The sequence below is a fragment of the Bdellovibrionales bacterium genome, from assembly GCA_016716765.1.
Classification (GTDB): domain Bacteria; phylum Bdellovibrionota; class Bdellovibrionia; order Bdellovibrionales; family UBA1609; genus JADJVA01.
The window spans coordinates 854,236-872,507 of record JADJVA010000025.1; the positions used below are offsets into that span (position 1 = coordinate 854,236).

Annotated in this window: 25 protein-coding genes and 1 pseudogene; all 26 read left to right on the forward strand. The window is 47.0% G+C overall.

Going from position 1 to position 18,272, the window contains the following annotated elements:
- Positions 1-15: 15 nt before the first annotated feature.
- The 26 genes and pseudogenes from rpoC (at position 16) to rpmJ (ending at position 18,270) form a co-directional block, all read left to right on the forward strand.
- Complete coding sequence (gene rpoC / locus IPL83_20465) at positions 16-4,164, forward strand: DNA-directed RNA polymerase subunit beta' (protein ID MBK9041492.1); 4,149 nt, start codon at positions 16-18, stop codon at positions 4,162-4,164.
- A 190-nt stretch (positions 4,165-4,354) separates the two neighbouring features.
- Entirely contained in the window at positions 4,355-4,729 is a 375-nt protein-coding gene (locus IPL83_20470) for a 30S ribosomal protein S12 (GenBank protein ID MBK9041493.1), read from the forward strand.
- 26 nt (positions 4,730-4,755) lie between these two features.
- On the forward strand, positions 4,756-5,229 hold the full coding sequence (gene rpsG, locus IPL83_20475) for a 30S ribosomal protein S7 (protein ID MBK9041494.1): 474 nt from the start codon (positions 4,756-4,758) through the stop codon (positions 5,227-5,229).
- A 30-nt stretch (positions 5,230-5,259) separates the two neighbouring features.
- Positions 5,260-7,353, forward strand: coding sequence for an elongation factor G (gene fusA / locus IPL83_20480; protein MBK9041495.1), 2,094 nt, complete (start codon positions 5,260-5,262; stop codon positions 7,351-7,353).
- Positions 7,354-7,608: 255 nt separating this feature from the next.
- Positions 7,609-7,926, forward strand: coding sequence for a 30S ribosomal protein S10 (gene rpsJ / locus IPL83_20485; GenBank protein ID MBK9041496.1), 318 nt, complete (start codon positions 7,609-7,611; stop codon positions 7,924-7,926).
- Between the two features lie 20 nt (positions 7,927-7,946).
- Positions 7,947-8,618, forward strand: a complete 672-nt coding sequence (rplC, locus tag IPL83_20490) for a 50S ribosomal protein L3 (protein ID MBK9041497.1) — start codon at positions 7,947-7,949, stop codon at positions 8,616-8,618.
- A 2-nt stretch (positions 8,619-8,620) separates the two neighbouring features.
- The gene (rplD, locus tag IPL83_20495) at positions 8,621-9,250 is read left to right on the forward strand and encodes a 50S ribosomal protein L4 (GenBank protein MBK9041498.1); all 630 of its coding nucleotides are present in this window, start codon (positions 8,621-8,623) and stop codon (positions 9,248-9,250) included.
- A 2-nt stretch (positions 9,251-9,252) separates the two neighbouring features.
- On the forward strand, positions 9,253-9,531 hold the full coding sequence (gene rplW / locus IPL83_20500) for a 50S ribosomal protein L23 (GenBank protein ID MBK9041499.1): 279 nt from the start codon (positions 9,253-9,255) through the stop codon (positions 9,529-9,531).
- 2 nt (positions 9,532-9,533) lie between these two features.
- Entirely contained in the window at positions 9,534-10,358 is an 825-nt protein-coding gene (gene rplB, locus IPL83_20505) for a 50S ribosomal protein L2 (protein ID MBK9041500.1), read from the forward strand.
- Positions 10,359-10,372: 14 nt separating this feature from the next.
- On the forward strand, positions 10,373-10,657 hold the full coding sequence (gene rpsS, locus IPL83_20510; GenBank protein MBK9041501.1) for a 30S ribosomal protein S19: 285 nt from the start codon (positions 10,373-10,375) through the stop codon (positions 10,655-10,657).
- 13 nt (positions 10,658-10,670) lie between these two features.
- Complete coding sequence (gene rplV, locus IPL83_20515; GenBank protein ID MBK9041502.1) at positions 10,671-11,003, forward strand: 50S ribosomal protein L22; 333 nt, start codon at positions 10,671-10,673, stop codon at positions 11,001-11,003.
- Between the two features lie 18 nt (positions 11,004-11,021).
- On the forward strand, positions 11,022-11,687 hold the full coding sequence (rpsC, locus tag IPL83_20520) for a 30S ribosomal protein S3 (GenBank protein MBK9041503.1): 666 nt from the start codon (positions 11,022-11,024) through the stop codon (positions 11,685-11,687).
- Positions 11,674-12,081: a 50S ribosomal protein L16 gene (rplP, locus tag IPL83_20525; GenBank protein ID MBK9041504.1), complete on the forward strand. Its 408-nt coding sequence runs from the start codon at positions 11,674-11,676 to the stop codon at positions 12,079-12,081. Before rpsC ends, rplP begins: the two co-directional genes overlap by 14 nt.
- 4 nt (positions 12,082-12,085) lie before the next feature.
- Positions 12,086-12,277 carry a 50S ribosomal protein L29 gene (gene rpmC / locus IPL83_20530; protein MBK9041505.1) on the forward strand — a complete coding sequence of 64 codons (192 nt, stop codon included), beginning with the start codon at positions 12,086-12,088 and terminating at the stop codon, positions 12,275-12,277.
- A gap of 10 nt (positions 12,278-12,287) precedes the next feature.
- Positions 12,288-12,587 (forward strand): 30S ribosomal protein S17, encoded by a 300-nt coding sequence (gene rpsQ, locus IPL83_20535; GenBank protein ID MBK9041506.1) that lies wholly within the window; start codon positions 12,288-12,290, stop codon positions 12,585-12,587.
- Entirely contained in the window at positions 12,584-12,952 is a 369-nt protein-coding gene (rplN, locus tag IPL83_20540; protein ID MBK9041507.1) for a 50S ribosomal protein L14, read from the forward strand. Before rpsQ ends, rplN begins: the two co-directional genes overlap by 4 nt.
- A gap of 21 nt (positions 12,953-12,973) precedes the next feature.
- The gene (rplE, locus tag IPL83_20545) at positions 12,974-13,516 is read left to right on the forward strand and encodes a 50S ribosomal protein L5 (protein MBK9041508.1); all 543 of its coding nucleotides are present in this window, start codon (positions 12,974-12,976) and stop codon (positions 13,514-13,516) included.
- A gap of 21 nt (positions 13,517-13,537) precedes the next feature.
- Positions 13,538-13,927, forward strand: coding sequence for a 30S ribosomal protein S8 (gene rpsH / locus IPL83_20550; GenBank protein MBK9041509.1), 390 nt, complete (start codon positions 13,538-13,540; stop codon positions 13,925-13,927).
- Between the two features lie 12 nt (positions 13,928-13,939).
- Complete coding sequence (gene rplF, locus IPL83_20555) at positions 13,940-14,485, forward strand: 50S ribosomal protein L6 (GenBank protein ID MBK9041510.1); 546 nt, start codon at positions 13,940-13,942, stop codon at positions 14,483-14,485.
- Between the two features lie 20 nt (positions 14,486-14,505).
- Positions 14,506-14,892 carry a 50S ribosomal protein L18 gene (locus IPL83_20560; protein MBK9041511.1) on the forward strand — a complete coding sequence of 129 codons (387 nt, stop codon included), beginning with the start codon at positions 14,506-14,508 and terminating at the stop codon, positions 14,890-14,892.
- An 11-nt stretch (positions 14,893-14,903) separates the two neighbouring features.
- On the forward strand, positions 14,904-15,359 hold the full coding sequence (rpsE, locus tag IPL83_20565) for a 30S ribosomal protein S5 (protein MBK9041512.1): 456 nt from the start codon (positions 14,904-14,906) through the stop codon (positions 15,357-15,359).
- A 56-nt stretch (positions 15,360-15,415) separates the two neighbouring features.
- Complete coding sequence (gene rpmD / locus IPL83_20570; protein MBK9041513.1) at positions 15,416-15,601, forward strand: 50S ribosomal protein L30; 186 nt, start codon at positions 15,416-15,418, stop codon at positions 15,599-15,601.
- Between the two features lies 1 nt (position 15,602).
- Positions 15,603-16,037, forward strand: coding sequence for a 50S ribosomal protein L15 (rplO, locus tag IPL83_20575; protein ID MBK9041514.1), 435 nt, complete (start codon positions 15,603-15,605; stop codon positions 16,035-16,037).
- A gap of 65 nt (positions 16,038-16,102) precedes the next feature.
- Positions 16,103-17,360, forward strand: a pseudogene (gene secY / locus IPL83_20580) (preprotein translocase subunit SecY).
- On the forward strand, positions 17,357-18,001 hold the full coding sequence (locus tag IPL83_20585; GenBank protein ID MBK9041515.1) for an adenylate kinase: 645 nt from the start codon (positions 17,357-17,359) through the stop codon (positions 17,999-18,001). Before secY ends, IPL83_20585 begins: the two are co-directional and overlap by 4 nt.
- A 155-nt stretch (positions 18,002-18,156) precedes the next feature.
- A complete protein-coding gene (rpmJ, locus tag IPL83_20590) occupies positions 18,157-18,270 on the forward strand; it encodes a 50S ribosomal protein L36 (GenBank protein ID MBK9041516.1) in 114 nt (37 codons plus the stop codon).
- Positions 18,271-18,272 lie beyond the last annotated feature (2 nt).

Sequence of the window (18,272 nt, forward strand, 5' to 3'; positions counted from 1 at the left end):
GAAAGGGATTGAACCTTGAAAGACTTATTGAATTTTTTTGACAAACCGAAAGATCCGCTCTCGTTTGATTCTGTTCGTATTTCTTTGGCCTCTCCCGAGATGATTCGGGAATGGTCTCATGGCGAGGTCAAGAAGCCTGAGACGATAAACTATCGGACCTTTAAACCGGAACGGGATGGTCTTTTTTGCGCCAAAATTTTCGGGCCTATAAAGGATTATGAGTGCCTCTGCGGCAAGTACAAGAGAATGAAGTATCGTGGGGTTATCTGTGAAAAGTGTGGGGTAGAAGTCACGCAGAGCAAGGTACGCCGAGAGCGAATGGGCCACATCGAGTTGGCAACGCCAGTTGCGCATATTTGGTTTTTGCGGTCGCTTCCAAGCCGTATCGGAAATCTCTTAGATCTTTCGCTCAAAGAGGTAGAACGAATTCTCTACTGTGAGGCTTATGTCGTTCTTGATCCGCAGGACACAAGTCTCGAAGAGTATCAGATTTTGTCTGAGGAAGCTTATCAGAATGCGTTGAACGAATTCGGTCCCAATTTTAAGGCAGGGATGGGCGGAGAAGCCGTTCGAGAAATGCTTCGTAAGGTCGATTCTGACTATTTGTCGCGGAAACTTCGTTTAGACATGAAGGAAACGAAGTCAGACGCTCAAATCAAGAAGCTGACAAAAAGATTGAAAGTGGTGGAGGCATTTAAGGGGTCTACAAATCATCCCGAATGGATGATGTTGGAGTCACTTCCTGTGATTCCCCCAGACCTGCGCCCCCTTGTGCCCCTGGATGGAGGTCGATTTGCAACGTCTGACCTGAATGATCTCTATCGTCGAGTGATCAATCGAAATAATCGGCTTAAGCGCCTTCAAGAGTTAAATGCGCCTGACATTATTATTCGCAATGAAAAGCGGATGCTTCAGGAATCAGTCGATGCTCTTTTGGATAATGGTCGACGCGGAAAAACTTTTACTGGACCGAATAAGCGTCCACTCCGATCTTTGAGTGATATGCTCAAAGGAAAACAAGGGCGTTTTCGGCAAAACCTTCTTGGAAAACGTGTCGACTACTCGGGTCGTTCTGTTATCGTTGTAGGTCCTACATTGAAACTTCACCAATGTGGTCTGCCCAAGAAAATGGCTCTCGAGTTGTTTAAACCATTTGTTTACAACAAACTCGAGGAGCGTGGCTTAGCGAGCACCATTAAGCAGGCAAAGAAGTTAGTTGAACAAGAAACAGTCGAGGTATGGGATATTCTTTCGGACTGTGTGAAGGAACATCCTGTCCTTTTGAATCGAGCACCCACTCTGCACCGGCTTGGTATACAGGCTTTCGAACCAGTTCTGCACGAAGGAAAGGCTATTCAGCTTCACCCCTTGGTGTGTACGGCTTTTAATGCGGATTTCGATGGTGATCAGATGGCTGTGCATGTGCCACTCTCAGTTGAAGCTCAGGTTGAGGCCCGAGTTTTAATGATGTCAACAAACAACGTTCTCAGTCCAGCTAACGGTAAGCCTATTATCAATCCATCACAGGATATTGTTTTGGGAATATACTGGATGACGCGCAGCAAACCGGGAGCAAAGGGAACTGGTAAGATCTTCAGCAATGTTCAGGACGTTCTCTATGCCTTTGATACTGGTATTGTTGACCTTCAGGCTGCAATCAAAAGTCGTATTTTGGGTAAGGTGGAAGAGACAACTGTTGGTCGCGCCATCTTGTCCGATATATTGCCAAAAGGTGTTCCCTTCTCGCTTGTCAACCGTGTGATGAACAAGAAGGCTATTGCTGAATTAATTGATAAGTCTTTTAGGATGGCCGGCGCAAAATCGACCGTCATACTGGCTGATAGAATTATGGAGATGGGTTTCCGATATTCGACACTGGCTGGAATATCGATATGTATTGATGATCTCGTGATCCCCAAAGGTAAAACGCCGATTCTCAAGGATGCGGAGCAAGCTGTGTCAGAGATTCGGCAGCAGTACGACGAAGGCTTGATCACTGATGGTGAGCGCTACAATAAGGTCGTCGATATTTGGGCCCAAGCCGGCGACAAAGTAGCCAAAGAGATGATGGCTAACTTGGAAAAAGACAAATTTCAAGTTGATGGCAAAGAAGTTGAGAGTGCGAGTTTCAATCCCATCTTTGTGATGGCTGACTCTGGAGCCCGAGGCTCTGCAGCGCAGATTCGTCAGTTGGCAGGTATGCGGGGATTGATGGCAAAACCTTCGGGCGAGATTATTGAAACACCGATCACAGCTAACTTCCGCGAAGGATTGACGGTTCTTCAGTACTTCATTTCGACTCACGGAGCACGTAAAGGCTTGGCGGATACGGCCCTTAAAACAGCGAACTCAGGGTATCTGACTCGCCGTCTCGTCGATGTGGCTCAGGACGTGATTACAACAGAAATCGATTGTGGAACAACAGATGGCATGACAGTTCGGCCTCTTCTTGAAGGGGGCGAGGTGATCCAACCTCTAGGTGACAGGATTCTCGGTAGGGTTGCGTTGGAAGATATCGTTGATCCTTTTACGGACGAGGTCATTGCCAATGCCAGCGAAGAGCTGACTGAGGATATTGTTAAAAAAATTGAGGATGCCGGTTTAGAGAGTGTGAAGATTCGATCTGTGCTCACTTGTCGAACACAACGTGGAATTTGTGTAAAGTGTTACGGTCGTGATCTGGCTCGCGGCGCCACTGTTAATCTGGGCGAGGCAACTGGAATTATCGCAGCCCAATCCATTGGGGAACCAGGAACTCAACTGACAATGAGGACATTCCATTTGGGTGGTACAGCATCTCGCGCCGTAGAGCAGTCAGTTCATACCGCTCGCTATGATGGAAGGCTCAAAATAGAGGGAGTTCAGGTTGTTGAGAACCGAAAGAAACTTCTCACTGTTATGAATCGCAATGGTGATGCGATTATTGTGGATGACTCGGGTCGTGAGCGTGAGAAATTTAAGCTTGTCTATGGTTCAGTGATGAACTTCAAAGAAGGAGATGTCATCAAAAAGGGTGACGTTCTTGCCGAGTGGGATCCATACTCAAATCCGATCATTGCAGATATTAGCGCAGTGATTAAATTTCAGGATATCGAAGAGGGTGTCACTATGGCCGAACAGGTCGACCCAGTGACAGGCTTTGCCACAAAAGTAATCACGGATTCTAAGTCTGGTGACAACAAGCCGACTGTCTATCTGATGGGTCCCAAGGGCGAATCACTCAACTTGCCAGGCAGAAATATTCCAGCTCGTTATGTCATACCCGTAGGAGCTCAGCTCCTTGTGACGGATGGAGAGGACATTCATGCCGGCGATGTGGTCGCCAAAATCCATCGGGAGACAACAAAAACCCGTGATATCACGGGAGGTTTACCACGTGTGGCTGAATTGTTTGAAGCTCGCAAACCTAAGGAAAGCGCGATTATTTCCGAAATTGACGGGTACGTCACTTTTGGGAAGGATGTTAAGGGCAAGCAGCGTGTGATCGTGACCCCTGAGATCGGTGAACAAAAGGAATATTTAATTCCCAAAGGGAAGCACGTTGCAGTTCGTGAAGGCGAATTCCTCAAGGCCGGAGAGGCTTTGATGGATGGACCCACAAATCCTCATGATATCTTGAGAGTCTTAGGAGACAAAGAGCTTGCGGCATATCTTGTGAATGAGATCCAGGAAGTTTACCGGCTTCAGGGTGTCGGAATCAATGATAAACACATCGAGGTGATCGTTCGCCAGATGATGAGGAAAGTTGAAGTCACTGATCCGGGCGATTCTTGTTTCTTAGTGGGCGAGCAGGTTGAGAAATATCAATTTGAAAAAGAAAATGGCCGTGTGATTGGTGTCGGTGGACAGCCGGCGATTGCTGATCCTCTCTTGCTTGGAATAACTAAGGTTTCGCTGAGTACAGAGTCGTGGATTTCTGCTGCTTCGTTCCAGGAAACAACAAAGGTATTAACGGATGCGGCAGTTAACGGTAAGACAGACCTGCTACGTGGATTGAAAGAGAATATTATCATGGGCCGCCTTATTCCTGCTGGTACGGGCATATCATCTTACAAGCGATGGAAGGTCATCGTTGATGATAGAGCCAATGACTCGGTATCCTCCTCTCTTCCCGGTGGTATGCCTGGAATGTCGTCGAGTCGTGCAATGAGTTTGAATTCATAGCAGTGGGAGAAGCGTCAATGTTTGATGTTTCTCTCTGAATTTAGTGGTGTTTAGGTAATTTCGGTTGACGGATGAGGTCGAGTTTCGGTAGCTTTCGGGTTTTGTTACGGGAAACCCTTTGTGTTATTGAACGAGACCTAAATTATTAGAATAACAGGGCTATTCCATTTGATGGTTTTTAGAGGTACAGATGCCAACGATTAATCAGTTGATTCGCGGTGAGCGAAGAGCTCAGAAGAACAAATCCAAGTCTCCAGCATTGACCAGCTGTCCTCAGCGGCGGGGCGTATGCACTCGGGTTTTCACTACAACCCCAAAAAAGCCGAACTCGGCCCTCCGTAAGGTGGCTCGTGTCCGCCTTTCGAACGGATTCGAGGTGAACTCCTATATTCCTGGGGTTGGCCACAATTTGCAAGAGCACTCGGTGGTACTTATTCGGGGAGGCAGGGTAAAGGATCTTCCTGGGGTTCGTTACCACATTGTTCGCGGTGTTTTAGATACTCAGGGAGTAGCAAACAGAAAACAGAGCCGGTCTAAGTACGGCGCAAAACGACCCAAAGCTTAAAATTTAAAATAAGGAAGACTCAAGATATGTCACGTCGCAAAAGCAGTTATAAGCGCGAAGTAGCCCCAGATCCAGTGTTCAACGATGTTCTCGTTTCAAAGTTTGTAAATAAATTGATGGACAGTGGGAACAAAAGTACGGCTCAGGGAATTTTATATTCTGCTTTCGAGGAGCTGCGAAATAAAATCTCTGGAGAGGAACCCCTTACTGTTTTCAAAAAGGCGGTTGAAAATTGCAAGCCGTCTCTGGAAGTTCGTTCTCGTCGTGTTGGAGGTGCCACTTATCAGGTGCCTGTTGACGTTCGTCCTTCTCGTCGAGCGACACTTTCTATGCGATGGATAGTTGAGTACGCACGTGAGCGCGGTGAAAAAACGATGGCTCTGCGTTTGGCTGCAGAATTCAATGAAGCCTATAATAACCGCGGTAATGCCATCAAAAAGAAGGATGACGTGCATCGAATGGCGGAGGCCAATAAGGCATTCTCTCACTATAACTGGTAGGTTTCTGCTAGGAAGAGATACAAACAAAGCATGCGAGAGAGAGAGCCACAGAAGGTCGAGGATCTTAGGTATACCCGAAATATCGGCATCATGGCTCATATTGATGCCGGTAAAACGACTACGACCGAACGAATTCTTTATTACACCGGAAAAAGTCATAAGATCGGAGAAGTCCATGATGGTGATGCCACCATGGATTGGATGGAGCAGGAGCAAGAGCGTGGAATCACGATAACAGCGGCTGCTACGACTTGTTTCTGGGCAGATCATCGAATCAACATCATCGATACTCCGGGGCACGTCGACTTTACGATTGAAGTAGAGAGATCTCTTCGCGTCTTGGATGGAGCAATTGCTGTGTTTGACGGGGTCAACGGTGTTGAACCACAGTCAGAGACGGTTTGGAGACAAGCAGACAAGTATAGAGTTCCAAGGATTTGCTTTATCAATAAAATGGACAGGGTAGGTGCGGACTTTTCTATGAGCCTGGGGACCATTCGGCAAAGACTTGGCGGGAATCCCATCGCAATACAAATGCCAATAGGTTGCGAAGATAAGTTTCAGGGAATCGTTGATCTGTTTTCGATGAAGGCACTCATCTGGAGGGACGGCGGCTTAGGAGAGTCCTATCTTGTCGAGGAGATTCCAGTTGATCTGAGAAGCCAGGCTTCTGTTTGGCGAGATCAGATGATTGAGCAAATCGCAGAAATTGATGATTCATTGACTGAGAAGTATTTGGAAGCGCAGGAAATCTCAGAAGCTGAACTGCAGGCCGCCTTGCGTAAGGGAACCATTGGGTTGAAGGCCGTGCCCGTCCTTTGTGGTTCTGCCTTCCGAAACAAAGGTGTTCAGCCGCTTTTGGATGCCGTTATAGCATTTTTGCCGAGTCCATTGGACGTGCCCGCAATAGAAGGTTTTGACCCTGATAACGAAAGCAAAGTGATTATCTGCAAGACAGGATTTGATGAGCCTGTTGCCTCTTTGGCCTTTAAGGTTGCTTCAGATGCTTTTGCGGGCTCGATGACTTTCGTACGTGTGTATTCTGGTGAAATCAAGCAGGGTACGGCCTTGCTAAATCCAAGGGAAAACAAGAAGGAGCGCATTCAGCGAATCGTGAGATTGCATGCGAATTCCCGAGAGGAAGTGAACTCTCTTAAAGCGGGCGACATTGGAGCAATTATCGGTCTCAAGCTGACGATTACTGGCGATACCTTGTGTGATTCTCGGCATCCAGTTGTTTTGGAGTCGATCCAGTTTCCGGAGCCGGTGATCGCTGTCGCTATCGAAGCTCGTACGACGTCTGATCAGGAAAAGATGATGGAGGCCTTGGCGCGCCTACAGCGAGAGGATCCCTCTTGTCGAGTTAAGACAGACTTGGAAACCGGCCAAATATTGCTTTCCGGGATGGGCGAGCTCCATCTCGAGATTTTAGTTGATCGACTCTTGAGAGAACATAAAATTCAGGCCAGTGTGGGCAAACCTCAAGTGGCCTTCCGCGAGACGATCTTGTCCAGTGGGTCGGGAGAGGGTGTTTTTGACCGCGAAATCGGAGGACAGCACCAATTCGGCAAGGTGCACCTAAAAATCGAACCTCAGGAGCGTGGGCAAGGCTTTGCCTTTTCTCACTCCATGGGCAAAGATTTTCCAAAAGGTCTGCTTCAGGCGGTTGAAAAAGGAACTCGCGATGCCGCGGAAGTTGGAGTTATTGCTGGCTATCAACTTGTTGATGTTCGCGTTGTCTTCGATGCTGCCGAACTCAGAGACAAGGAATCCACGGAGATGGCCTTTCGAGTGGCTGCCGCAAATGCTTTTAGAGAGGCGTTGAGACTAGTAAAGTCTCAAATATTAGAACCTATTTTTCGATTGGAAATCATCACGCCAGACGATTTTGTAGGGAATGTTATTGGTGATCTCAATTCTCGTCGTGGTAAAGTCCACAGCATTGCTCCTCGATCGGGAAGTCAGATCATTCGTGCCGAAGCCCCATTGATGTCCCTATTTGGTTACGCGACGGACCTGAGGTCCTTAACTCAGGGTAGAGCCAGCTTCAGTATGGAATTTGAGCAGTATTCTCCTGTTCCTCCAAAGGTTGAGAAGGAAATCCTTCAGGGATTAGGGCGATAATAACTGCTCTCAATTTATCAGAGAGCACCCTTGCCAAAACACATTGAACATTTCTCTTTATTTTCTTTGACAAGGACTCCGACCAGAATGCATACTCGCCGACTTGCAGCCCCGTATTTCTTGGGTCTTACTGTTCTAAGTCGCTGAAATCAATTGGATTCAAAGCGATACTGGAAAGAGGATGACTTCTGGGTACGTGGTTTTTTTGTCTTTTCAAACGTTAGTTTGTTGAGTCTTCAGCCAAACGAGAGATTTATGCAGAGTCAAAAAATTCGTATTCGACTGAGAGCCTTCGATCACAAGTTGTTAGATCAATCTACTCGAGAGATTGTCGACACGGCACGCAGAACAGGTGCGCGCGTTGCCGGCCCGATCCCTCTTCCAACGGGAATCAATCGTTACACTGTTTTGCGCTCTCCTCACGTTGACAAGAAATCTCGCGAGCAATTTGAAATTCGAACGCACAAACGTCTGCTTGATATTCTTGAGCCCACGCAGCAGACGATTGATCAATTGATGAAATTAGATTTGTCTGCCGGTGTTGATGTAGAGATTAAGCTCTCAGCTGAGTAAACGTAAAACGGAGTTAAATGATGAGCGACGAAGCCGAAAAAACAAATGAACAGCAAAAGGGTAAAACCGTCAAACTCGGTGGCCTTTATGCCTTTAAACTTGGGATGTCGACATTGTTTCATGAGGGACAAGCCGTACCAGTTACAGTTCTTGAGTATCGTCCCTGGGTAGTATCTCAGTTGAAGACGAAAGAGAAAGATGGTTATGAGGCTGTCCAAATCGCCTGTACTCCGAAGCGCGCTTCCAGAGGAACTAAAGCACAAGCAGGACATTTAAGTAAGAGCGGTTTTGAGAATGGTGCTCAATACGTTCGAGAGGTGCGTCAGGCTCTTCCCGAGGGAGTTGAAGTTGGTCAAAATATTGATATTGCTAGTTTGGTGACTGGAGATATCATAAAGGTCACGGGTCTCTCTAAGGGACGTGGTTTTGCTGGTGTCGTTAAGCGCTGGCATTTCGCTGGGGGACCAGCTTCACATGGTTCGACGACTCACCGTAGGCCGGGATCGATCGGTAACAACAAAGAGCCAGCTCGTGTTATGCCTGGAAAGCGAATGGCTGGTCATTTTGGTAATGAAACAGCAACGACGATGAATATGAAAGTGATTGAAGTTATTCCTGAGAAGGGTGTCCTTATGGTTAAGGGTGCCGTGCCGGGGGCTCGCAATTCAATTGTTAAGTTGGTGAAAGTTTAAATATGGCAACTGTAGAAGTAGTGAACTGGAATAAGAAAAAAGTTGGAACTGTTGAGCTTGCTTCATCTGTCTTTGAGGCGCCGATTCGGAAGGATATCTTGCACGAGGTTGTGAAGTGGCAGTTGGCGAGTCGCCGTCAAGGGACTCATAAGGCGAAGACTCGTAGCGAGGTGAGTGGCGGTGGTAAAAAGCCATTTAAGCAAAAAGGCACAGGAAACGCTCGGCAGGGTTCCAGCCGTTCTCCTTTGATGCCAGGTGGGGGGATCCTCTTTGGTCCAACTCCACGTGACTACTCTTATACCTTGCCAAAAAAAGTGAAGCAGATCGGACTTCGTTCGGCACTTTCGTTTTTGCTGAAAGAAGGCCGTTTGACTGTAGTTGAGGATATGACTTCGGCGGCAGGAAAAACGAATGAACTTGCGAAGCGGCTTAAAGAGTTTGGTGTCGAAAAGCTCGTATTGATTTCGGGGCATAAGGACGAAGCTTTCTCTCGAGCTGTACGTAATCTTCCAAAGGCGATCTACTATGGGCCAGAGGGGCTCAATGTCTTTGACCTTCTGAAGCATGATTACGCCATTATAACTCAGGATGCGGTGTCTAAAATCACTGCTCGCTGTGGCTTGGAGAGCTGAGTATGTATCATTTGATTAAGAGACCAATTGTTACGGAGAAGAACAGCCGTTTGAACGAAAGTGGTGTTTACGTTTTTGAGGTGGATAAAGTCTCCACAAAAGCTCAGATTCGCCAAGCGGTAGAGAAAGCCTTTAGAGTGAAAGTTGATTCCGTTAGGACGGCGGTATGCAGGGGGCGATCTCGGCGCACTAAGCTTGGACATGGACGCGTTCAATATTGGAAAAAGGCCTTGGTGAAGCTTTCTCCGGGCGAGAAAATCACATTGTTTGAGGGAGCATAGAGATGGGAATGAAGATTTTTAGGCCTCGTAGCCCTGGGCGTAGAAATAGTTCTGGGTTTGATTTTAATGAAATAACGAAGTCCTATCCGGAAAAATCACTCCTCGAGCCTTTGAATCGAAAGGCTGCAAGGAATAACACGGGAATGATTACGATGCGTCACAAGGGTGGCGGTCACAAGAGGCGTTATCGTGTTATTGATTTTAAGCGCGCAAAGGAGAATATCCCAGCAACGGTGACGGCTATTGAGTATGACCCGAACCGAACCTGTCGAATAGCGCTAATTGTTTATCAGGATGGTACAAAATCCTATATTCTTGCGCCTGTGGGATTAACTGTTGGAAGTCTTGTTGTTTCCTCCTTGGATGCCGATATCAAGCCAGGTAACGCTTTGCCTCTGAGCAAGATTCCAGTTGGAACAATTATTCATAATGTTGAAATGAGACCCGGTAAGGGTGGGCAGATGGCACGTGGTGCCGGTGCTGAGGCGACATTGGTTGCTAAGTTAGGGAAATATTGTCAGGTTAAGTTGCCTTCCGGTGAAGTGCGTAAGGTTCTAGCTGAGTGCAAGGCAACGGTTGGCCAGGTCGGAAACACGGACAATGAAAATTTGAAAATTGGAAAGGCCGGCAGAAACCGCTGGCTAGGAAAGCGGCCCGGAGTTCGAGGAATGGCAATGAATCCTGTGGATCATCCTCTCGGAGGCGGTGAGGGTGTGGGTAAAGGTCACCATCCTGTTACACCTTGGGGGCAGCCATGCAAAGGATATAGGACTCGAAATAACAAGAGGACTAGCGCGATGATTGTTAAACGTAGGTATCAGAAGTAATTGAGGAGCAGTTTGTGGCAAGGTCAGTTAAAAAAGGTCCGTTTATTGATTACCACCTGATTAAGAAGATTGAGAAGGCGGTAGGTAGTGGTGATAAGAGAGTCATAAAAACGTGGTCGCGGCGCTCGACAATTCTTCCTGAGGCCGTGGGCCTTACTTTTGCTGTACATAACGGGAAGAAGTTTGTTCCAGTTTATGTGAACGAAAATATGATCGGACATAAGCTTGGAGAGTTCTCCGCAACTAGAACATTCCACGGACATTCTGAGAAAAAAGCTCAGGCTCCGGTTAAGAAGTAAGTAGAGGATTATCATGGAAGTGAAGGCAAGTTTGCGATTTGCTCGAGTAGGGGCTCAGAAGGCTCGACTTGTAGCGGATGAGATTCGTGGCAAAGATTTGAATGAGGCTGTTCGTATTCTTGTGTTTATGAAAAAGAAGACGGCCGGTTTGATGAAAAAATTAATTGAGTCAGCTGTAGCTAATGCTGAAAATAAAGAGGTTATTGACGTCGATAATCTTTATGTGAAGACAGTTTATGTTGATGAAGGGCCTTCGATGAAGAGGTTTCGTCCTCGGGCTCAGGGGCGTGCCTTTCAGGTAAAAAAGAAGTTAAGTCATATAAACCTGGTTTTGGGTGAGAAGTAATTAAGGAAGGCGGATTCGGTGGGACAGAAGGTTAATCCGATCGGTTTAAGAGTTGGTGTTATCAGAACTTGGGACTCGCGTTGGTTTGCAAAAGGGCCTCAGTACACAGTTAATCTCCATGAGGATTTTAAGCTGCGTAAATACATCAAGGATAAGTTGAAGCATGCAGGTGTATCGAAGATTGAAATGGAGCGGGCAGCTAATAAGATTAAGATAATTATTATGACTGCGCGACCTGGTGTGGTGATTGGAAAAAAGGGCACTGGAATTGATTCGCTGAAGGCAGACATTCAGCGGCTGACGCCGAATGAAGTTTTTTTGAATATACAGGAAGTTCGTAAGCCGGATCTTGATGCTCAGTTGGTGGCAGAAAATATTGCTCTTCAGTTGGAAAAGCGCATATCGTGGCGTCGTGCTCTCAAGAAGGCACTTGCGGCTTCTGTTCGGAGTGGTGTTCGAGGAATTAAGATCATGGTGGCGGGTCGATTGGATGGAGCTGAGATCGCTCGTACGGAATGGTACAACGAGAAGAGCGTTCCATTGCATACGCTTCGTGCCGATATCGACTATGGGACGGCAGAAGCTCTGACGGGTTACGGTTTGATCGGCGTTAAAGTATGGATCTATCGAGGAGATGTTCTTTCGGCCCGGGAGATTGAGGAGGCTGGTCGTGTTAAGTCCTAAGAGAGTTAAGTGGAGAAAGCAGTTTCGCGGACGCTATAAGGGGTTTGCAACTCGGGGGAATGATATCGCTTTTGGAGACTTTGGCTTGATGGCGACGGAGTCAGGGCGGTTGAGTGCTCGACAACTCGAAGCAAGTCGCATAGCAATCAGTCGCTCCGTTAAGCGGGGCGGGAACATGTGGTTGAGGGTTTATCCTGATAGACCAGTGACCAAGAAGGCGGCTGAGACTCGGATGGGCTCAGGTAAGGGTAATCCGGAGTATTGGGTTGCGGTCATAAAGCCGGGTCGTTTGTTATTTGAGATTAACGGTGTTACGCGTGAGCAGGCGGCAGAGGCCTTTAGGCTGGCCGCACATAAGTTGCCTTTTAAAACACGCTTTTTAGCTCGGGAGTAGTTTTGTGAAATTTGCTGACATACGTGATTTGACAGTAGAAGAGTTGCGAAAGCGGTTGGGGCAGATGCGTGATGAGCATTTTAGCCTTAAGATGAAGCATTCCTTGGGCCAGGTTGCTAGTCCGGTGTCTATACGCGTCCTGCGCCGAGATATCGCTCGAGTTCAGACGGCATTAAATATCAAGTTGGCTCAGTGAGGTGATGACGATGAGTGTAGTTGAAACACAGCTGGATACGCGACGCCGAAAAAATGAAGTTATCGGTAAGGTCGTCAGCGATAAAATGCATAAGACAATATCGGTGGAGACAAGCCGGACAGTTCGACACGAGAAGTACGGAAAATTTATTCGGCGGACGTCTGTATTTAAGGCTCATGACGAGAAGAATGAAGCTAAGTTGGGTGATATTGTTCGGATCGTTGAATCGCGGCCAATCAGTAGGACAAAGCGTTGGAAGTTGGTTGATATTGTCGAACGAAATCGAAACCAGTTGGCGGTGACCGTATGATTCAGATGCAATCAAGGCTCAGAGTTGCCGACAATTCTGGCGCACGCGAAGTGCAATGCATAAAGGTGCTGGGCGGATCGAAGCGGCGTTACGCATCCGTCGGCGATATTGTAGTGGTATCGGTTAAGGAGGCTCTTCCAAACTCCAAAGTGAAGAAGGGTGATGTTGCAAAGGCCGTGATAGTGCGAACGATACACAAGATTCGTCGGGCTGATGGCAGTTATATCCGGTTTGATGAGAATTCGGCCGTGTTGATTAATGCCCAGAAGGAGCCCGTTGGAACACGTATATTTGGTCCTGTTGCGCGGGAGCTTCGTGCTAAGCAATTTTTAAAGATTGTATCACTGGCTCCAGAAGTACTTTGATTATAAAAGAGGAGTGTGGCTGTGAAGTCGCTAGAAGAAACATATAAAATAGATATCAGTCCCACGCTTCAAAAGCAGTTGGGAAAGAAAAATGTCATGCAAGTGCCGCGGTTGAGCAAAATTGTTTTGAACGTTACGACGGGCGATGCAGTTAAGAATCCAAAGATTCTCGACGCGCTGGTAGAGGACATGACGAATATTGCTGGTCAGAGAGCTGTTATTACAAAGTCGAAGAAGTCGATAGCGAATTTTAAGCTCCGTGTGAACATTCCTCTGGGTGTCCGAGTGACTCTGCGTCGGGAGAGAATGTGGGCATTTTTGGAGCGTTTGGTACATGTTTCGATTCCCAAGGTCAGAGATTTTCGAGGACTGTCTCCTCGTGGCTTTGACGGTCGAGGGAACTACAACATGGGATTGAAAGAGCAGATCGTATTTCCCGAGATAGATTACGATAAGGTGGATAAGATTCGAGGAATGAATATCACGATTTGTACTTCTGCAGATAGTGATACTGAGGGAAGAGCCTTATTGGAAAGCTTGGGGATGCCTTTTAGGAAGAGATAACTTGTTGAGGAGATGAATTGAATGGACATGATCGGTGATTTTCTAACACGAATTCGAAATGCAGGCGCGGCGGCACATGAAAAAGTAGATGTGCCTAGCTCTAATATGCGTGTGGGGCTTGCTCAGGTACTTCAGGAGAATGGATACATTCGAAGCTTTAAAGTAGCTAAGGATGGTCGTCAGGGAGTTATGAGGGTCTATTTGAAATATCTTCCTAATGGCAAGCACGCAATGGGGAGCATTTCCAGAGTGAGCCGCCCAGGACGTCGATTTTATGTGCGTTCCGATGAGATTCCGAAGGTGCGGTCTGGCTTTGGTTTGGTGCTGTTAAGTACGAATAAGGGAATCGTGAGCGGCGATGATGCAGTTAAGATGAATATTGGTGGCGAATTATTGTGCCAGCTTTGGTAATAGGGTGTAGTTATGTCACGTATAGGTAGGTCTCCAGTTTATTTTGAGAGTGGTGTTCAGGTAAGTGTCACTTCTAAGAACGAGGTCGTCGTAAAGGGTGCCAAGAGCAGCCTCACTGTGCCGATGAGAAATATCGTATCTGCGAAGGTCGATGGTAATCAGGTGATTTTTAGTCGAGTAAATGACGAGCCACGTAGTCGCGCGTTTCATGGGCTTTATCGTGCACTGGTTCAGAATGCTGTAACAGGTGTTTCAAAGGGCTGGAGCCGAGAGTTGACTTTAAACGGGGTCGGCTATCGTGCGGCGGTTAGCGGAAAGTTGTTGGAACTCAACCTGGGATATAGTCATCCAATAAAGTATCCGATTCCCGAGGGAATTGAGATCAAGGTTGAGAAGAATACAACATTGATGGTGACTGGTCCGGACCGAGGAAAGGTTGGCCAAGTGGCTGCAAAGATCCGCAGCTTCCGACCACCAGAGCCTTACCTTGGTAAGGGTGTTAAGTATTCAGATGAACAGATTCGTCGTAAGGCTGGTAAGTCAGCTGGTAAAAAATAAAGTAAGGATGGACGGCCGTGATTCGTATTAAATTTCGGAAAAAGACTGCAGAAAAAGTTGTGAAGCGCATAAAGCTGAGGGCACGTATTCGGAAGAAAATTGTCGGAACAGCTCAAAGACCTCGCTTTGCTGTATTCAAAAGCACGCGTAATATTTATGCGCAGTTGATAGACGATGCGAGCGGAGCTGTAATTGTTTCCGCATCAACGCTCAAAGTGGCGTTGGCAAAGAAAACGAAGGAAGCCAAAACAAATAAGGATGCTGCTAAGGCCGTTGGGGCTGAAATTGCTAAGCAGGCCTTGGCTAAGAATATTAAGGATGTGGTTTTTGACCGAAGCGGTTATCTTTACCACGGACGGATACAGGCATTGGCCGAAGCGGCACGTGAAGCTGGGCTTAACTTTTAAGGAGATTTTGAGTGGAAAATCAAGGCGGAGAGCTTCAAGAGAGAGTTGTCGCAATTAATCGTGTGGCCAAGGTGGTCAAAGGTGGGCGTCGCTTTTCATTTTCAGCTCTCGTTGTGACTGGAAATGGTCATGGTGAAGTTGGATTTGGCACTGGCAAAGCTGGGGAAGTTCCAGAGGCAATCGGGAAGGCCAGTCGAACAGCGAAGAAGGCTTTGAAACGCGTAAATTTGAAGGACGGACGTACGATTCCGCATGAGGTGATCGGGACTTTTGGAGCTGCGAAGGTCATCATGCTGCCAGCCGCCCCGGGTACTGGGGTTATCGCAGGTGGGCCAGTTCGGGCCGTCTTGGAATCTGTGGGTATCAAGGATATTTTGACAAAGTGCATAGGGACGAGAAATGCTCATAACGCTGTGAGAGCGACACTTGATGGTTTGCTTCAGCTATTAAACCAACGGCAACAATGAGTTGATCTGGAATTTGATGGCGCTGGAATTAGAGAATTTGAGAAAAGGACATTAAAATGGCTAAGGCCTTTCGTGTGAAATTGAAGAGAAGTTTAATTGGGACTCCGAGAGATCAGAGAGATACTGTTCGTTGTCTTGGGCTCAGGAAAATAAACCAGGAAGTGGTTGTTCCTGATAACGATGCGAATAGGGGTCAGATATTTAAGGTTCAGCATCTCCTAGATGTGAAAGTGGAGAAATAGAATGGGAATTCTGGGATCATTAAGACCAAAGCGCGGATCAACTCATAATAGCAAGAGGATTGGCCGCGGTAGAGGTTCGGGAAAAGGTGGTACTGCAACGAAGGGCCACAAGGGTCAAAAGGCGCGGACTGGCGGAACGGTGCGACGTGGATTTGAGGGGGGTCAGTCTCCTATGGCTCGGCGTCTTCCTAAGTTTGGGTTTACGAACGCAAGCTTCAAGACAGTTTACCAGATCGTAAATTTGGAGCAGTTGAATCGCTTTGATGGTGATGTGACTCCAGAAACCTTAAAATTAGCTGGCCTAGTAGGCAAAGGCTTGGTTAAGATTTTGGCGCGGGGCGATTTAAAAAAGCCTTTGAGTATTAAGGCGCATAAAGTAAGTGAAAAAGCTAAAGCTGCTATTGAATCAGCAGGTGGAAAAATCGAGGTCATCTAGTGTCGACACCACAGAACTTGGCGATTCCGGCTGAACTCCGGAAGCGCATATTATTTACTCTTGGCATGCTCGCCGTTTATCGGCTGGGTGTGTCAGTTCCAACTCCTGGGGTTGATGGAGCGGCCGTATTGGCGTTCTTTCAATCGAAAAGCGGCGGCATCTTTGGACTGTTCAACACGTTCACTGGTGGTGCCTTGGAGCGGTTCAGTATATTTGCTTTGGGGATCATGCCCTATATTTCGGCGTCTATTATTTTTCAGTTGTTACAGACGGCTGTTCCTTTTTTGGAGTCTCTAAAAAAGGAAGGAGAGCATGGACGTAAAAAATTGAATCAATACACGAGATATGGAACGATCCTGCTGGCCATCGTACAGGGGTATGCCATGGCTTCTTGGCTGGGCGGCTCGAATAGCCCAACGGGCGTGCCTCTTGTAATGACGCCTATATTTGGATTGGGGTTTCTTTCATTTAAGCTTGTGACAATCGTGACCTTAACGGCGGGCACCTGTTTTATTATGTGGTTGGGAGAGCAGATCACAGAAAAGGGCATTGGTAATGGTGCGAGCTTAATTATTTTTTCGGGAATTGCAGCGGGTGTGCCTAACGGGACGGTTAAATTGTGGGAAATGGTCTCGAATGGAGATATGAGCGGGGTCGTTGTTTTGGTTCTTCTGATTAGTATGATTGCTGTTGTTGCAGCAATTGTGTTTATGGAAGTTGGACAAAATACCAATTCAGTATTCTCAACGGGGCGGAGGAAGACAGGCCATGCAGCAGCAGGCTAGTCATTTGCCTCTGAAAGTCAATTTTTCTGGAGTTATACCTCCGATATTTGCATCAAGTTTGTTGATGTTTCCAGCAACAGTGGCGCAGTTTGTGGACAAGCCCTGGATGCAGAACATTCAGCAAAGTCTCACTCCCTCGGGTGCTATTTATAATGTTGCTTTCGTCGGTCTCATTGTGTTCTTTTGTTTTTTCTACACTGAGATTGTTTTTAATCCGACGGAAGTGGCTGACAATTTAAAAAAATATGGCGGTTTTGTTCCTGGTATTCGAGCAGGGAAGAGCACAGCTGACTATATCAAGAAGGTTTTAGATAGATTGACAGTGAGTGGCTCTGCCTATTTGAGTCTTGTTTGCATCATGCCGACTATTTTAGCGAGTCGAATCAGTCTTCCGTTTTTTTTCGGCGGAACGAGTTTGCTCATTCTAGTTGGTGTAGCGATAGATACGAGTCAGCAGATTCAATCGCATTTGTTAACTGCCAAATATGAAGGCATTATGAAGGGCGTTAAGATACGAAGTCGGAGGGTGCAATATTGAACATTCTTCTCTTCGGGGCTCCAGGAGCTGGGAAGGGAACCCAGTCAGCGCTTTTGACGAGTCAGCACGGAATGCATCATATATCCACGGGCGACTTATTTAGGCTTGCAATCAAGGCGAAAACTAGCCTTGGCATGGAAGCAAAGAAGTACATGGATCAGGGGAAGCTTGTTCCTGATATGATCGTGGTTGGGATGGTTGAAGAGGAGTTCATTCGGCTTCATGGGAAGAGTTTTGTTTTGGATGGCTTTCCGCGAACAGTAGATCAAGCGGAGTCACTTGAAGCGATGCTAAGGAATCATAATTTGGGTGTCGATAGGGCTGTTTTTCTTGAGATTCCGATGAGTTTGCTTATGGAGAGGTTAACGGGTCGAAGGATCTGTCGGTCGTGTGGCGCAGTATATCATGTCGCTGCAAAACCGCCCAAGGTGAATGGCGTTTGCGATGATTGTGGTGGAAAAGAAATCTATCAAAGAGAGGATGACAAACCTGCGGTCATTCAAACTCGGATAGAAGCTTACGAAGAAAGCACTCGACCCTTGAAGACCTACTATGAAAAGTCAGGCAAGCTTTGCATTGTGAATGGCGAGGGAACTGCGGAAGAGGTTTTTTCTCGGATCGATAGCGTTTTGAACGCTTGATTTTATTGGTTTTTCCTGGACTCGTGGGAGCCATGATGCTAGCTTCAGCGCTCCGGTTTTCGGGTGATGTGGCCGCTGAGCCGGAATGTTTTTGGATTGGTTATAGATATTAGGTGTTTAAGAGTATAGCGTGATAGCACTAGATGAGGTGCGTGATGAAAGTTAGAGCTTCAGTAAAGAAGATTTGCAAGAAGTGCAAGATCATAAAACGTAAGGGAGTTATCAGAATTATTTGTGATAATCCCAAGCACAAGCAGAGACAGGGATAAAA

Coding starts and splice junctions, on each gene's coding strand:
- rpmJ (MBK9041516.1), top strand. CDS start 18,157: ATGAAAGTTAGAGCTTCAGTAAAGAAGATTTGCAAGAAGTGCAAGATC.
- rplC (MBK9041497.1), top strand. CDS start 7,947: ATGAGCGACGAAGCCGAAAAAACAAATGAACAGCAAAAGGGTAAAACC.
- rplB (MBK9041500.1), top strand. CDS start 9,534: ATGGGAATGAAGATTTTTAGGCCTCGTAGCCCTGGGCGTAGAAATAGT.
- fusA (MBK9041495.1), top strand. CDS start 5,260: ATGCGAGAGAGAGAGCCACAGAAGGTCGAGGATCTTAGGTATACCCGA.
- IPL83_20470 (MBK9041493.1), top strand. CDS start 4,355: ATGCCAACGATTAATCAGTTGATTCGCGGTGAGCGAAGAGCTCAGAAG.
- rplD (MBK9041498.1), top strand. CDS start 8,621: ATGGCAACTGTAGAAGTAGTGAACTGGAATAAGAAAAAAGTTGGAACT.
- rplV (MBK9041502.1), top strand. CDS start 10,671: ATGGAAGTGAAGGCAAGTTTGCGATTTGCTCGAGTAGGGGCTCAGAAG.
- rpsG (MBK9041494.1), top strand. CDS start 4,756: ATGTCACGTCGCAAAAGCAGTTATAAGCGCGAAGTAGCCCCAGATCCA.
- rpsH (MBK9041509.1), top strand. CDS start 13,538: ATGGACATGATCGGTGATTTTCTAACACGAATTCGAAATGCAGGCGCG.
- rpsQ (MBK9041506.1), top strand. CDS start 12,288: ATGAGTGTAGTTGAAACACAGCTGGATACGCGACGCCGAAAAAATGAA.
- rplF (MBK9041510.1), top strand. CDS start 13,940: ATGTCACGTATAGGTAGGTCTCCAGTTTATTTTGAGAGTGGTGTTCAG.
- rplO (MBK9041514.1), top strand. CDS start 15,603: ATGGGAATTCTGGGATCATTAAGACCAAAGCGCGGATCAACTCATAAT.
- rpmD (MBK9041513.1), top strand. CDS start 15,416: ATGGCTAAGGCCTTTCGTGTGAAATTGAAGAGAAGTTTAATTGGGACT.
- rplW (MBK9041499.1), top strand. CDS start 9,253: ATGTATCATTTGATTAAGAGACCAATTGTTACGGAGAAGAACAGCCGT.
- rplN (MBK9041507.1), top strand. CDS start 12,584: ATGATTCAGATGCAATCAAGGCTCAGAGTTGCCGACAATTCTGGCGCA.
- rpsJ (MBK9041496.1), top strand. CDS start 7,609: ATGCAGAGTCAAAAAATTCGTATTCGACTGAGAGCCTTCGATCACAAG.